This is a genomic window from Bacillus sp. NPDC077027 (genome assembly GCF_050269555.1).
Lineage (GTDB): Bacteria > Bacillota > Bacilli > Bacillales > Bacillaceae > Bacillus.
Window position 1 is genome coordinate 23,749 of record NZ_JBNNIO010000007.1, and the last position, 15,240, is coordinate 38,988.

Genomic DNA, 15,240 nt, shown 5'->3' on the forward strand with positions numbered 1-15,240 from the left:
GTATACCGACCTCCTCCACTTATATATTACCATATTAAAGAAAACATTGTTATAAAGGCTATTTTTATCTATAATAGTAAAAATATCATAAGTTAAAGGGGAACCATTATGAGAACTTTAGTCCTTCTACGAGGTCTCCCAGGCGTTGGGAAATCGACGTGGATAAAAGAGCAAAAATTAGATCCGTATACATTATCAGCAGACCAAATCCGACTTCTCAGACAACCTCCACAGTTAACGGTAAATGGAAAGCTTGAAATTACAAGCAAACATGATCACAAAGTTTGGTCATTACTATTCGATTTACTTAAAGCAAGAATGGAGCGAGGGGACTTCACTGTTATTGATGCAACGCATGTAACGAGTAAGTCTATTTCTCAATATAAATCACTAGCAACCACATATCGCTACAGAGTGTTTGTGGTAGATTTTACAAGTGTACCGCTTGAAACTGCACTTCTGCAAAATCGTTCAAGAGAACCTCACAAGATAGTCCCAGAAAAAGTGCTGTATCAAATGAGTGAACGGTTAAAAAGCGAGAAAGTACCTTCTTGGGTGACTGTGTTAAGCCCAGAGGAATATCAACATGTGATGACCTATAAGCCTAGATCTTATGATCAATATGAAGCAATTCATCTATTTGGAGACATTCATGGGTGTTATACAGCATTCATGACATATATGCAAGGTGATATAAAAGAAGATGAACTGTATATATTCACAGGTGACTTACTTGATAGAGGAATTGAAAATGTAAAGGTTCTGGAATGGATGTTAGCCCATAAAGACTGTCCAAATGTGATTGTCATAGAGGGGAATCATGATCAACATTTATATAAATTTGCCCATGGCGATGAAGTGAGAAGTAACATGTTTAATCGTCACACAGCTCCACAAATTGAAGAGGCACAGATTGATTTAAAAGAAGTAAGAAAGTTTGTAAGAACCTTTCATCAGCTTGCCTATTTTACGTACCATGGTCAAACGTTTCTTATTACGCACGGTGGACTTTCTCACTTACCAAAGGAGCTTTTGCACATCTCAACACAGCAGCTCATTCATGGCGTAGGTGAATACTCAGACGATATAGATCACTTGTTTGATCAAAACACAAAAGGACAAGATGTCATTCAAATTCATGGGCATAGAAATTTATACAGGCTTCCAATAAAAGCGGCAGAACGTTCTTATAATTTAGAGGGACAGGTCGAATTTGGAGGGAAATTAAGAGTTGTTTCACTTACTGATCAGGGGATAAATACGCATGAAATTGAAAACCATGTATTTAAGCCATCGACAAAGAATCAAGCGCCCTCTATCGCACCGGACATATCACTTGATGATTTCTTAAATCATTTGGATCAGCACGAATATGTGCAGGAATTAAAGCTGCCGAATCATATTTCATCCTTTAATTTTACGAAAAAAGCGTTTAGTGAGCGACAGTGGGATGATGTAAATGTCAAAGCACGGGGTCTTTTTGTGAATATGGTGTCAAAGGAAATTGTCTCGAGGAGCTATAATAAATTCTTCAATATTGATGAACGTCCAGAGACAAGAATGCAGCATTTGGTCAATCACCTTCAGTTCCCTGTTACTGTTTATGATAAAGCGAATGGTTATTTAGGAACGGTCGGTTTCAATGATATGGAAGATGAATTGATTTTCACATCGAAGTCTTATACATCGCATGTGAAACAAAATCAACATGCATCATGGGTTGAAACACTTTTTTATCAAACATTTGATGATGTACAGGTCGATTATTTAAAAAACTATTTGCATAAACATCAGGTTTCGCTTGTATTTGAAGTCATTTTACCGGAAAAAGATCCTCACATCATTGATTATGACCATGATCATCTCATCCTTCTTGATATTGTCAAGCGTCAACTAAAGTATGAAAAGTTACCGTACAGTGAAGTCAAAAGGTTGAGTGAGCAATTAGATATTTTGTGTAAAAAAGAAATTGCTGTATTTAACGATTGGACTTTATTTTATAAGTGGTACCACTCAGTATCAACAGATGAAACCATTAAAGAAGAAGGTTTTGTGATTGAAGATGATCACGGGTTCATGACAAAACTAAAGCTACCATATTATCAATTTTGGAAGCAAATGCGTGGAATTAAACAGCGAGTCGCTCAGAAGCGATCCCCACAAAAATACATTCAGGCACTTCAAACAGCAGAACATGCGCGTTTTTATACATGGCTACTGAATCAAGATCCGGACGAAGTGGGAAGAAGCTCAATCATCGAGCTTCGTCGCCGTTTTGTAGAGAGAGAATCCGCTATACACGAATAAAATATGGTCGAATTGCACAGGATAAAAACAGCCTTTCCAAATGGAAATGGCTGTTTTTTATGTGATTGATAAAGAGGGGAGACACGTATGCCTGATCATGTTGAAGTAATCCTGCGCACGTTCCTTGCTTTTGCCATTTTATTTGCCGGAGCTCGTCTTTTAGGAAAACAAACGATTGCACAAATGAATATTTTTGATTTTATTGCTTCTATTAGTCTCGGTGCCATTGCGGCAAACGTTTCCTTTAATACAGATATTCCTGTTCATCATACTGGTATTGCCTTTGTCTGTCTTGTTTTGATAATTTATATGATTTCAATTGTTGCTTTAAGAAGCAGAAAGATTAGAGGATTTATGGCAGGGAAGCCGACCCTTGTTATTCAAAACGGGAAAATACTTGAACACAATATGAAAAGAATGAGATACACACTCGATTATTTAAACCAACAGCTGAGGGAAAAAGACGTTTTCGATATTACTGAAGTGGAATTTGCGATTGTTGAAACGGATGGTTCTATGTCATTAAAAAAGTATCCTTCATATGAAGCCGTCACAAGAAAGGACTTAAATCTGTTTAAACAAGCTGAGCACTATATGCCTATTGAAGTGATTATGGATGGAAAGCTCATTCAGAAAAATCTACAAGAAAACAACCTGACTGAAGAGTGGATACAAAAGCAGCTTCAACAGAGACAACTAACACTACAAGAAGTTGTTTATGCGGTTCGTGCAAGTAACGGCAGCTTATATATAGATACATATAATGATCAGATTGAATCGCCGATCGATCAAGAATAGTGAAGGCAATAGTTCACAAGACATCTTGTGACACATAAATGACATTCTTTATAAGCCCTTTGTATAAGGACGAAAATAGGTATACCTTCTCAATTATTATTATTTTCAGAAAATGTGATGACGAATAAAAATAACTATGATTAAGTATAAAGAGGAAGAATTAAAAATATTAATATAGTGTTACCGTAAACGGAATGAATATTCATTCCGTAGATTGATGACAGGAGAGGAGGGCTTTATGACAGCCACCATTGAAAAAAAAGAGCAGATCATGCAGGCTTCTCTTGAATTATTTATTGAAAGGGGCTTTGATGGAGCAACGATGCCGATGATTGCTAAAAAAGCGAATGTCGGTGCAGGTACAATATATCGGTACTTTGAAAGCAAAGAGGCGCTAGTCAATATTTTATATCAGAAGAGTTTAGCGTCATTTATCAACAAAATAGAAACAGGTTGCCCAGATCCACAAACGGATATAAGAGGGTTTTTCCGACATATTTTTTATTGTCTTGTCAGATTTACAAAGGAAAACCCATATGGATTATATTTTCTGGAAATTGATAAGCGCTCGCATTTTTTGGATGAGGAAAGTAAGGTGAAAATGCAGTCACTTCTAGATAACCTTTTGATGATCTTTGAGCAAGGGAAAAAGGACGGCATTCATCCGAACCTGTCAGGAAAAACCATTCTATCTATTGTATTTGGTGCATTTGTGCAGCTTCATAAACAAATACAGTCAGACGAAAAAGAACCAACGCTTGAATTCATAGAAGATATTGAACATTGTCTATGGCGTGCCATCAGCGTTTAATGATGAGCGATGAAAAGGGAGTGGAAACATGAAACAAGCATCAATTATCCCAAAACCCAAAACATATGGTCCGTTAAAAAATTTACCTATCTTAAAAAAAGGTGAACTGTCTCAAACATTTTGGCGATTAGCCGATGAGCTAGGACCAATATTTCAATTTGAATTTACTGGACAGACAAGTATCTTCGTATCCAATCACGAGCTTGTCAAAGAGGTGTGTGACGAGAGCCGGTTCGATAAATATATTGGGATCAGTTTAAATAAAGTAAGGGCCTTTGCTGGAGATGGGTTATTTACAAGCTGGACTGATGAACCAAACTGGAAAAAAGCACACCAAATTTTAATGCCTGCCTTTAGTCAAAAAGCAATGAAAGGCTATCATAATATGATGCTTGATATTGCGATGCAATTAATTCAAAAGTGGCAAAGGCTCAATCATGATGAGGAAATTGAAGTGGCAGAAGATATGACTAAGCTCACTTTAGATACGATTGGTTTATGTGGTTTTGATTTTCGTTTTAACAGTTTTTATAAAGAAAATCAGCACCCATTTGTCGAGAGCATGGTCAATGGGCTAAGTGAAGCGATGAACCAGTCAAGTCGTCTGCCTATTGCCGATAAAATGATGGTCAAAAGCAAAAGGGAGTTCCAGCAAAATGTCGATTTTATGAAAGATTTAGTCGATGACATCATTCAGGAACGAAAAAAGAAAGATGAAATAGGCGAAGATTTATTATCACTCATGCTTCATGCGAAAGACCCAGAAACAGGTGAGCGGCTGTCAGATGAAAATATTCGCTATCAAATTATCACTTTCTTAATTGCAGGACACGAAACCACAAGTGGGCTTTTATCTTTTGCTATTTATTTTTTACTCAAGCATCCAGACAAATTGAAAAAAGCTGTAGCAGAAGCCGATGAAGTGTTAAAAGGAGAACTACCAACCTTTAAGCAAGTACAAAAATTAACCTACATCCGTATGATTTTAAATGAAGCCCTTAGATTATGGCCAACAGCACCAGTTATTTCTGTTTATGCAAAAGAGGATACAGTCATAGGGGGAAAATACCCGATTGCTAAAAATCAAAGTGTGACCGTCTTAATTCCAAAGCTACACCGAGATCAGGCTGTTTGGGGAGAGGATGCAGAAGAATTTAAACCTGACCGTTTTATGCACCCAGAAAACATTCCAAACCATGCGTATAAACCATTCGGTAACGGACAGCGCGCTTGCATTGGTATGCAGTTTGCTCTACATGAAGCAACGATTGTTCTTGCGATGGTATTGCATCACTTTGAATTAATTGACCATACATCATATGAACTGAATATTAAAGAATCACTTACCATTAAACCAGATGACTTTAAAATCAAAGTTCGGCCAAGAAAGCAGCAGTTTTTTATGACGCTTCCAAGAGAGCCAAAAGAAGACGAACGTTCTTCAGTGAAACAAACAACAATACCAAGCCACGGCACGCCACTTTTTGTGTTATATGGCTCTAATATGGGAACAGCTCAGCAAATGGCAAATGAGTTAGCAGATGATGGGAAAGCGAAAGGGTTTGACGTCATCGTTGCGCCGCTTGATGGGTATGTGAACCAACTTCCAAATGAAGGAGCTGTTCTGATCATTACCTCATCCTATAATGGATTACCACCAGATAATGCAAAACAATTTGTAGAGTGGATAGAACGTGATCGTGAAGCGGACTTATCGAATGTTCGATACGCAGTATTTGGATGTGGAGATCGAAATTGGGCAAGTACGTATCAGCGTATTCCGCGTCTCATTGACGAAGGCCTTGAAAAAAAAGGAGCTATGCGGTTGATTGAAATCGGTGAGGGTGATGCAGGTGGAGATATAGAAGAAGTGAAAGAACAGTTTCAGCAAATCATCTTTCAAGAATTGGCAAACCAATTTCACCTGACCTTACACGAGGAAAGGTCTTCAAAACCGAGCCTGCAAATGGAATATACAAACGAATTAATTGAAAGACCAGTTGCGAAAGCCTACAGTGCATTTACGGCCTTCGTATTGAAAAATGAAGAGCTACAATCTGAAATAAGTAAACGTCATACGCGTCATATTGAGCTGAAACTACCTCAAGGTGTCAGTTATCAAGAAGGGGATCATCTTGGCATTGTGCCCAAAAACAGTGAAAAATTGGTGAATCGAGTGATCAAACGATTCAAGCTGAATCCAGTGCATCAAATTAGACTTTCATCAGATAGAGCGGTTACGCATTTGCCGCTTAAGCATGCCATTCAAATAGATGATTTGCTTGCGTCCCATGTAGAATTACAGGAGCCCGCCACACGCTCGCAGCTAAGAGAGATGGCACAATATACAGTTTGCCCGCCACACCGCATTGAGCTTGAACAGATGGGAGGTGAACGGTATCAAGAAGAGGTGCTAAACAAACGAGTGACAATGCTTGATTTACTCGAACGATATGAAGCATGTGAGTTATCATTTGAGCGCTTTTTATCACTACTTCCGGGCTTGAAGCCTCGCTATTACTCTATTTCAAGCTCACCAAAGGTAAATCAACAGATAGTGAGTATAACTGTGGCTGTTGTAAAAGGCGAGGCATGGAGTGGCAACGGAGAATATGCAGGAGTCGCTTCGAATTATTTAAATGGCCTATGCGAAGGTGAAGAAGTTGCTTGCTTCCTTCACTCAGCGCAATCAGGCTTCCATTTACCAAAATCAACAGAAACACCAATCATTATGGTTGGACCAGGTACTGGAATTGCACCTTTCAGGGGCTTTATCCAAGCAAGAGAACAAGATAAAAAGCAAGGGAAAGTACTAGGAGAAGCACATTTATATTTTGGATGTCGCCATCCAAATGAAGATGATCTTTATCACAAAGAAATGCAACAAGCTGAGCAGAATGATCTTGTGACCATTCACAAGGCATATTCGCGTTATCAAGATCAAAAGACCTATGTACAAGATTTAATCAAGGATGACAGCACACTAATTTTTGGATTACTTGAAAATGGTGCTCATATTTATATTTGTGGAGATGGAAAAGCCATGGCGCCAGATGTTGAGAATACATTAATGGATATTTATCAGATGCACACGAAGTGCACCAAAAGGGAAGCCAATGAATGGCTCACATCACTTATGAGTGAAAACAGATACGTAAAAGATGTCTGGAGTTAAATGAAAGAAAATCTGTCTTTCAAGGCAGTTTCAGCTTGTTTCCTAAAAATGGAGACAAGCTTTTTTTCTGTAAAAGACGCATTTGATCGTATAAATTTCCGGAAACCTTCTTTTTTCATTCATATCTTGTTCATAATTGTTGTTTAAGCTAAACACATCCAGAAATGAAAGAAGAGATAATGATGAAAAAGAGACAAATTGACCTCATATTGATCGCAATTTTATTAGGGGCAGCTATTCTCTATACGTATCAAATTTGGCAAGATGACAGTGCCAATCAATATTATTTAGCAGCTGTAAAAAGTATGACAAAAAGCTTCCATAATTTTTTCTTTGCCTCATTTGATGCCTCTGGGTTTGTAACAGTCGATAAACCACCAGTCGTCCTCTGGATTCAGACAATCAGTGCACTTATATTTGGGGTACATACGTGGAGTGTCATTCTTCCACAAGCATTAGCTGGAGTTGGATCTGTTTGGTTACTCTATCGAATGATTAAACCGACATTCGATAAAGGTGCTGCACGAGTAGCAGCACTAGTGATGGCATTAACACCTATTGCTTCCGCTGTCAGCAGAACAAATAATATGGATAGTATGCTCGTTTTCACACTACTTCTCGGCACATATTGTTTAATACGAGCTGTTAAAAAAGGAAAGATAATCTTGCTTTTATTAGCATTTGCCCTTGTAGGTATTGGCTTCAATATGAAGATGCTTCAAGCATTTATGGTACTTCCTGCATTTCTACTCTTTTATCTCATAGCAGCACGTGTTTCTCTTAAGAAGAAATTACTCTCACTCATGCTTTCAGTTGTTGTGTTAATGAGTTTATCATTGTCATGGGCGCTCTTTGTTGATTATACATCTGCTAGCAATCGCCCTTATGTTGGTAGCAGTCAGACAAACTCTGTTTTAGAGTTAGCCTTTGGTTACAATGGCACCGAACGTTTACTTGGTCAAACAACAGGAAAAGCCTTTGGCGAAATGAATGGTGGAGGCGCTGGAATGATGCCAAGTGGCTCAGAAACAAATGATGCAACTGTAAATATGCCCTCTTCAAATACAACCAATGGCCAGCAGAATGGAAATCAAATGCCGCAACCACCAAATCAAGACAATGGCGGGGCGAATACGAATGATGGTGGAGGCATGGGAACGCCGCCACAGCAAGGAGGTAGCGGTCAAGGTCAAAACGGAATGCAAGGTGGGCCGGGTGGTACTGGAGGCGGAAGCCAAACCATGAATATGTATGGTACAGGCGATCCAGGTGTCTTTAGATTGTTCCAGTCAGCCTTGTCAGGACAAATTAGCTGGATGCTCCCATTTGCATTATTTGGACTACTTGGCATGATCATTAGCTGGTGGAAGGATCGCAAACGTCAATCAGACGAAATGAAAGAAACCCTTTTATGGACAGCGTGGCTTGTACCAGTTGCAGGATTCTTTAGCATTGCAGGATTTTTCCATCATTATTATCTCATTATGCTTGCTCCGCCGATAGCAGCTCTGTGTGGAATTGGCTGGTATAAAATGAATGAACTATTCAAACAGAATATAACTTCGACGGCTTATCTGTTGCCAAGTGCAATCACTGTGACAGCCCTTTTCCAAGCATATATCTTAAGTGGTTATACTTCTCAAATCGGTAGCCTTTGGATGTATGTTATCGCAATTGTTGGTATTGGGCTTGCCGTCGCACTGATTGTCATGAGAGGGAAGAACGCCATCCAGAAACGCCTACCAGCCATTGCTTTTACTGTCTTACTTTTAACACCAGGCTTTTGGTCGGCAACTCCGATGATTTATGGGGGGAACAGTGTACTTCCAGAGGCAGGAGCTCAACTAGCATCCTCGCAAGGAGGAAACATGTTTACTTCTTCCACAGATGAAGGACTTCTCTCTTATTTAAGAAAGAACAATACAGGTGAAGAATACTTATTTGCAACCTTAACAACAGTTACAGCGGCACCATATATCATTGATGCTGATGAAAATGTCATGGCACTTGGAGGATTTAATGGAACGGACCCCATTTTGACAGTTAGTGAACTTAAGGAACTGATAAAAGAAGGAAAAGTGAAATACTTTCTTCTATCTGGTCACAATTCAGGAAACACTGAACTAGTTGAGTGGATTCAAAAGAACGGAACAGAAATTTCATCTGAACAATACAGCACTACTTCATCTAACAACACTAGCACACAAATGCCTAATATGGGCTCACAAAGTGGGACGTTATATGAAGTGAGCTTAAATGATTAAGCTACCCGAGAAAAGCTAGGGTAGCTTTTCTTTTGGATTGATCAATATAAAGTGCCCTTTGTTTACGGCTATTTTTCACGTTCAATAGCATCTTGCAAAAAACAGGTACATACATTGAAGAGACTGGATCTGGTCTTTTAAACAGACTGCTTCGGTTCATTGAAATGAGCGAAGGAGGTTCAAGTACCTGTGAATGTGATGAAAAGTCGGTTGGTCACAGTTGTACTTTGTTGTGTGGTCTTATTTGGTATGTTCGTTTTGGGATGGGGGCCTATTCATCAGGTCAAAGGAGCTGATCGATTTGATGATGTCGTTTATTTTCCGAAGCAACGCTATCCTGAAACTGGTGCTCACATTCAAGATGCGATCAGTCAAGGTCACTCTGATGTGTGTACAATTGATCGAGATGGGGCAGATGCCCGAAGAAAGGAATCATTAAAGGGGATTCCTACAAAACCTGGGTATGATCGAGATGAGTGGCCGATGGCTGTTTGCTTGGAAGGTGGAAAAGGAGCAAGTGTCAGGTATGTGACACCATCTGATAATAGGGGAGCAGGCTCATGGGTTTCCCATCAGATAAGCGGCTACCCTGATGGAAAGCGAGTATTGTTTATTGTGAGATAACGAGAATTCAAAGAAGGGTTAGTGAGAGTCTTTTTTATGTCTTGTTTAAGCCTATTTGATATAGCATGCGAAAAAGATTCAGTGGTACAATCAAAGAACGAGTAAAATAGACTTATCAGATATTGATCAATAGAAAAAAGTGAAGACAATTGAAATTGAAGGGGAAAGAGCCTATGGATAAGAATCGTGAATTATATCAATTTTTAATTGATCATGCTACGGAGCTAACGGAGAAATGGTATGAATCAATTGAGGATGATGATCCTGAATCAGTTTATCGATCGACAGACCCGACCGTAGTGTCTGAATTAAAACACCAAAATCAAGATTTTTATCAGCATTTTATCCGTGCGCTAATTGAAGATAAAACCTATTTGCACAGTGAATTTAAACAATGGTCAGAAAATTTAGCGAATGATCCAAAACATTTAAATACTCCGCTTGACTATGTGATTCGAGAATATATGTCAAATCAAAGAGTGGTACTTAGTTACCTAAAAAAATTCATCACACAACGACAAGGTGATATTGACATTGACCGAATTTTTTATTGGTACGACTTAATTGCTGAAGCTTATAATATCTCTATCCATGTCTTTATACAGCAATATGTCAAAAACACGACAGAAAAACTGATGGCCCAGCGGGATTTGATCTACGAACTTAGCTCTCCAGTCATTGTGTTAAAAAGTAATATTGCTTTATTGCCATTAGTTGGTGACATTGACACAGCAAGAGCAATAACCATTTTAGAAAATACATTAAAGCAATGCTCTCAAAAGGGTGTTCAACATTTATGTATTGATTTATCTGGTGTCGTCATTATTGATACGATGGTAGCCCATCAGATATTTGATCTTGTGACATCACTTCGTTTAATTGGGGTAGATACAACGATTTCAGGGATTAGACCAGAAATTGCGCAGACGGCTGTACAGTTAGGTCTCCCATTTAATGAATTTAATACCGCTTCATCTTTAGCGCAGGCAATAGAGCGTATGATCGAGTTTTCAGCAAAATAAAAACAGGTCTCTTTTTAATAGGAACCTGTTTTTTTGCGTGTTAGATGACAGCGTCAATTTTTGTGATTTTCCACTTGTTTTGGACTTTTTCATAAGTAACAGTTCGTTTGACTTTTCGTCCATCGAGTGTTGGCACTGTAAATTCGTATGTGCGAATGCTGGCTTTTTTAGAAACAATCTTAGGTGTAGCTTTATCCCAATTTAACATGTTGTCACCGTCGCCAACTGGAACAGCCATTTGTCCTTTATGAACAATAAAGTTATATTCTGTTAATCCATTGTTAATTGCTTTTTTTGTGAAAACTTCAGCTAAGTAGCTGTTCAATTTTTTCTTCGTGTTAAACGTTTTTGATAAGTAGTTATACTGCATGTTTTTATAATTGAACGTTTTTAATGTGTATTCTGGATGTTTGTCATTGATTTTATAACCAGACATTGCACTCCAAAAGTGTTCTCTTGCATTAAGTGCGATATGTAACGCTTCTTTATTTGTTAAGGTTACTGGTTTCTTGGAAGCGGCTAATGTAGTTGTTTGTAAAGAAATCATCAGAATAACTGCTGTTAAAAGAACAAATATTTTTTTCAAGGCGATTGCCTCCTTTTTTAATGAAAACTTCTTATGTTACAAATGTTACAATAATTACAGTTAGATTACAAGTGTTAAATATAAATGTTTTTTATTTCTTGTCATCTACTTATATAACGTTTGAGGAAGGATAAAAGTTTTCATTTTTTATTTTATTTTCTAGTTATCTTTAACCTTTCTAAAGAAGAACTAAACGTCTTTCAGAACGATTTCTTTATTTTGTTCAGAACTTTTTTGCTTTCGGTTCATATAATGTCGTGATGAATGTATCAGAAAGTGGTGCTAAATATGTATTATCCGTATGAAATGTCGTGGGATGGATACCAATATAGTAGACAGTTTCCAGGATGGCAGTCACTGCCAACTCCACAGGGAGGAGGACTTCCTACTTTTCCAATCGGTGGAGGAGGCACAACTCCAGGTGCAGGAGGGCAATCGCTGCCGCCAGCACCTGGCCAACAGATTATTTCACAGTATCAGCAGGCATTGACACAGCCACAAGGAGCGCAACAATTTGCAGCTCATCAGGGCGGAGGCCAACAAACAGTTCAATTCGCAGCTGGATGTAATAGACGCTGGACAATCGTTTTTCTGAGGAATGGTCAAGTATTTTTAATGTATGTGTTGTCATCACAGCCTTTTGGGCGGACAACTGGTTTTATTTGGCCTAACTTCACATTTGGTTCCTTCCCAAGTTCTAGTATTCTTGCATATTCTTGTTCTTAGAACGAAATAAAAGCCGGCTTTCATCAGATATGATGAAATACCGGCTTTTATCTATATTGCGTAAAAATGTATCCATATTGATTTTAAGGATTTTTTTGCGCATAATTGTCACTTAGGGAGATGATTCTAAGTTGAGGAAACAGAATATCAGCACAACAGTTTCAGAGGATTTAATTGTAACCCATCTAATAGGAAAGATTAAAACAGATGATGTGATTGAATGGTTTAATCACTTCGAGCGGGTTTGTCAGCAATTCATTGCTGAGGGCAGGAAATACAAGTTGTTGGTTGATAGAAAAGGATACGAACCAGATCATTTTTCAGTCCAAAAAACATGGAAAGATAAATTCTTTAATGAAACTATTTTGAATCACAGTAAGGCAATAGCGTTTCTTCTTGAAAAAGGAGAGATAATGGATTATTTACAACAATCTAACACAAAAGAATCTGTACAATTTTTTGATAATTATGAACAAGCCATCATTTGGTTGAACGAATATCCAAGATAAAACACTTATAGAACCAGTTGATCGAGATCAACTGGTTTTTGGTTAGAATATTGTTGTGACACAGTTCACTTTTATACAAGCTTAAAGCGCCATTTTATTCGAAGTTTTGTGTGCAAATGCGGGTGACAATATTAGTTCTCATAATGATTTCACCATTATATAAAACAAGAATACGAGATAGATAGGGTTTGTTTCTATTATGAAATTTGTTGGTATTTAAAGTAATTTTAGACACAAAAAAACCGCACTGCCAATTGTTCGATCGTGCCTAACAATTGGGATGCAGTTCATATCGCGTGTAGTCATTTATTAATGAATATTTCTAAATACACCAATCACTTTTCCTAGTATACTGACATTCTGTAAAATAATTGGTTCCATAGATGGGTTCTCTGGTTGAAGTCTAAAATGTGTTTCTTCTTTATAGAAACGTTTAACAGTTGCTTCATCTTCCTCTGTCATTGCCACCACAATATCCCCGTTGTTTGCAGTGCTTTGCTGACGCACGATGACATAGTCCTTGTCCAAAATGCCTGCGTCAATCATACTTTCACCCATAATTTCTAGCATAAATACTTGTTCATCAGGTGCTGCAAACGTTTCAGGCAATGGGAAGTATTCCTCTACATTTTCAATAGCAGTAATCGGCAGTCCAGCCGTTACTTTTCCAATGATAGGAACATTCATCACAGTGCTTTTAGGTATATTCATATTTTCATCATCAAGTATTTCAATTGCTCTTGGCTTCGTTGGGTCTCTTCTAATCAAACCTTTCGTCTCTAGTCTTGCTAAATGTCCATGGACAGTAGAGCTGGATGCAAGACCGACAGCTTCACCAATTTCACGAACAGAAGGTGGATAGCCCTTACTTCTTACTTCTTCCTTGATGAAACTAAGAATATCGAGTTGTCTTTTTGATAGCTTCGTCATCTTTTGCACCTCAAAACGTCAATTTTAAAGAAATTATAGCATGTTTTTCCTTGTAGTACAAACATAGGTTCGAAAAAAGCTGTTGACAGAAACATTTGTTCGTATTTATAATAAAATTAATATTACGAACAGACATTCTGTTAGGAGAGATTTAGTATGAGTATAAAAGAATCTTTTATTTTCGTTGGGTTGTTTTCGTTAATCGTCGGTGTACTTATCTCGCTTATTGCTTTAACAGGTCAAAATGATATGAATCAATATGTTAAAATAGAGGTGCAAAATGGTGATACTCTTTGGGGAATTGCCGATCAAGTGAATGATGGAAAATCAATTGACAAAAATGCATTTATTGATTGGGTAACAGAGAATAATGATCTAGCTTCTACAGATATTCAGCCAGGAGATGTACTTGTGATTCCTGTCAAGAAGGAGCACCCAGCTTTATATGAACTCGCGACAGTCCAATAGAAAGGTCGATTGATTGAATGAATGCAATAATTTATGCGAGAGTTAGTACAGTGAAAGAAGTACAAGAAACTTCGCTCAATAGACAGGAAGATGAGCTACTAAATTTAGCTGTTGCTCATCAGATGAATGTCATAAAAGTGATTAAAGAAAGAGCAAGTGGATATGATCTTGACCGTGACGGTGTTTTTGAAATGCTCACAACAATAAAAGAAGAAGAGATTGATGCTGTGTTAATTCAAGATGAAACACGTCTAGGAAGAGGTAAGGCGAAAATCGCGTTGCTCCACTGCCTGTTTAAAGAAAATGTGAAAGTATACAGTGTTTTTCATAGAGGAGAGCTTGAACTGTCTGAAGCTGATGAAATGGTGATAGAGATCGTAGGAGTGGTCGAAGAGTATCAGCGTAAAATTCATAATCTGAAAATTAAACGTGGTATGAAAAAAGCAGTTGAACGAGGGTATCGGCCAGAGCTTAATTTAAAACATCACCACCATGCACAAGGACGGGATCGTATTGAAGTGCCTATTTCAGAAATTGTACGTCTTCGAAAAAATAAAATGACATTTGCTGAAATTGCAGCTACCCTTCAAGGGCTTGGTTTTGATATCTCAAGAGCAACCGTTCACAGGCGCTATCAAGAATATGAAAGTGGACTCCTTCCTTAAAGCCTGATTTGTTGTAAAAAACAAAGATATTTAGTAGTATGAAGAGAAAAAATTTAAAAGGAGTTTGTCATGATTTCTAAAGAACAGCTTGCAAGGATTAATGAACTTTCAAAAAAATCCAAAGAGACTGGTTTAACAGATGAGGAAAAAGTAGAACAGAAGCATTTACGAGATGAATATTTAAAAGCCTTCCGTTCGTCCATGAAAAATACATTAAAAACGGTGAAAATCATTGATCCAGAAGGAAATGATGTCACACCAGAAAAATTAAAAAATGAAAGAAATCAACATCTCCATTAATATACATTTGATTTCTTATTTTTTGAAAAGATGAGAGGATATGTCTCATCTTTTC

Annotated in this window: 14 protein-coding genes; 12 read left to right on the forward strand and 2 right to left on the reverse strand. The window is 37.8% G+C overall.

Going from position 1 to position 15,240, the window contains the following annotated elements; translation table 11 throughout:
* The first annotated feature begins 108 nt into the window (after positions 1–108).
* The 7 genes from ACQKEZ_RS17975 to ACQKEZ_RS18005 all read left to right on the forward strand — a co-directional run bounded on the left by ACQKEZ_RS17975 (position 109) and on the right by ACQKEZ_RS18005 (position 11,001).
* A complete protein-coding gene (locus ACQKEZ_RS17975; protein ID WP_427303145.1) occupies positions 109–2,307 on the forward strand; it encodes an RNA ligase in 2,199 nt (732 codons plus the stop codon).
* A gap of 87 nt (positions 2,308–2,394) precedes the next feature.
* On the forward strand, positions 2,395–3,105 hold the full coding sequence (locus ACQKEZ_RS17980) for a DUF421 domain-containing protein (RefSeq protein ID WP_427303146.1): 711 nt from the start codon (positions 2,395–2,397) through the stop codon (positions 3,103–3,105).
* A gap of 238 nt (positions 3,106–3,343) precedes the next feature.
* Complete coding sequence (locus ACQKEZ_RS17985) at positions 3,344–3,916, forward strand: TetR/AcrR family transcriptional regulator (RefSeq protein ID WP_427303148.1); 573 nt, start codon at positions 3,344–3,346, stop codon at positions 3,914–3,916.
* Positions 3,917–3,944: 28 nt separating this feature from the next.
* The gene (locus ACQKEZ_RS17990; RefSeq protein WP_427303150.1) at positions 3,945–7,091 is read left to right on the forward strand and encodes a bifunctional cytochrome P450/NADPH--P450 reductase; all 3,147 of its coding nucleotides are present in this window, start codon (positions 3,945–3,947) and stop codon (positions 7,089–7,091) included.
* A gap of 182 nt (positions 7,092–7,273) precedes the next feature.
* A complete protein-coding gene (locus tag ACQKEZ_RS17995; protein WP_427303313.1) occupies positions 7,274–9,355 on the forward strand; it encodes a glycosyltransferase family 39 protein in 2,082 nt (693 codons plus the stop codon).
* A 249-nt stretch (positions 9,356–9,604) separates the two neighbouring features.
* Positions 9,605–9,979: a NucA/NucB deoxyribonuclease domain-containing protein gene (locus tag ACQKEZ_RS18000; protein ID WP_427303315.1), complete on the forward strand. Its 375-nt coding sequence runs from the start codon at positions 9,605–9,607 to the stop codon at positions 9,977–9,979.
* 173 nt (positions 9,980–10,152) lie between these two features.
* Positions 10,153–11,001, forward strand: coding sequence for an STAS domain-containing protein (locus tag ACQKEZ_RS18005; protein ID WP_427303152.1), 849 nt, complete (start codon positions 10,153–10,155; stop codon positions 10,999–11,001).
* A 40-nt stretch (positions 11,002–11,041) separates the two neighbouring features.
* Here the strand turns inward: ACQKEZ_RS18005 and ACQKEZ_RS18010 are convergent, their stop codons facing one another.
* The gene (locus tag ACQKEZ_RS18010) at positions 11,042–11,587 is read right to left on the reverse strand and encodes an IseA DL-endopeptidase inhibitor family protein (protein WP_427303154.1); all 546 of its coding nucleotides are present in this window, start codon (positions 11,585–11,587) and stop codon (positions 11,042–11,044) included.
* 288 nt (positions 11,588–11,875) lie between these two features.
* Here ACQKEZ_RS18010 and ACQKEZ_RS18015 point away from each other — a divergent pair, with 288 nt between their 5' ends.
* A complete protein-coding gene (locus tag ACQKEZ_RS18015) occupies positions 11,876–12,313 on the forward strand; it encodes a hypothetical protein (RefSeq protein WP_427303155.1) in 438 nt (145 codons plus the stop codon).
* Between the two features lie 131 nt (positions 12,314–12,444).
* Complete coding sequence (locus ACQKEZ_RS18020; RefSeq protein WP_427303156.1) at positions 12,445–12,822, forward strand: STAS/SEC14 domain-containing protein; 378 nt, start codon at positions 12,445–12,447, stop codon at positions 12,820–12,822.
* A 309-nt stretch (positions 12,823–13,131) separates the two neighbouring features.
* On the opposite strand, the gene lexA is transcribed toward ACQKEZ_RS18020, so the two are convergent.
* Entirely contained in the window at positions 13,132–13,752 is a 621-nt protein-coding gene (gene lexA, locus ACQKEZ_RS18025; RefSeq protein ID WP_427303158.1) for a transcriptional repressor LexA, read from the reverse strand.
* A 156-nt stretch (positions 13,753–13,908) separates the two neighbouring features.
* On the opposite strand from lexA, the gene yneA reads away from it, so the two are divergent.
* From yneA to ACQKEZ_RS18040, 3 genes are all read left to right on the forward strand, one after another.
* Positions 13,909–14,220 carry a cell division suppressor protein YneA gene (yneA, locus tag ACQKEZ_RS18030; RefSeq protein ID WP_427303160.1) on the forward strand — a complete coding sequence of 104 codons (312 nt, stop codon included), beginning with the start codon at positions 13,909–13,911 and terminating at the stop codon, positions 14,218–14,220.
* Positions 14,221–14,237: 17 nt separating this feature from the next.
* On the forward strand, positions 14,238–14,885 hold the full coding sequence (locus tag ACQKEZ_RS18035; RefSeq protein WP_427303162.1) for a YneB family resolvase-like protein: 648 nt from the start codon (positions 14,238–14,240) through the stop codon (positions 14,883–14,885).
* A gap of 69 nt (positions 14,886–14,954) precedes the next feature.
* Positions 14,955–15,185: a DUF896 domain-containing protein gene (locus tag ACQKEZ_RS18040; RefSeq protein ID WP_427303164.1), complete on the forward strand. Its 231-nt coding sequence runs from the start codon at positions 14,955–14,957 to the stop codon at positions 15,183–15,185.
* Positions 15,186–15,240 lie beyond the last annotated feature (55 nt).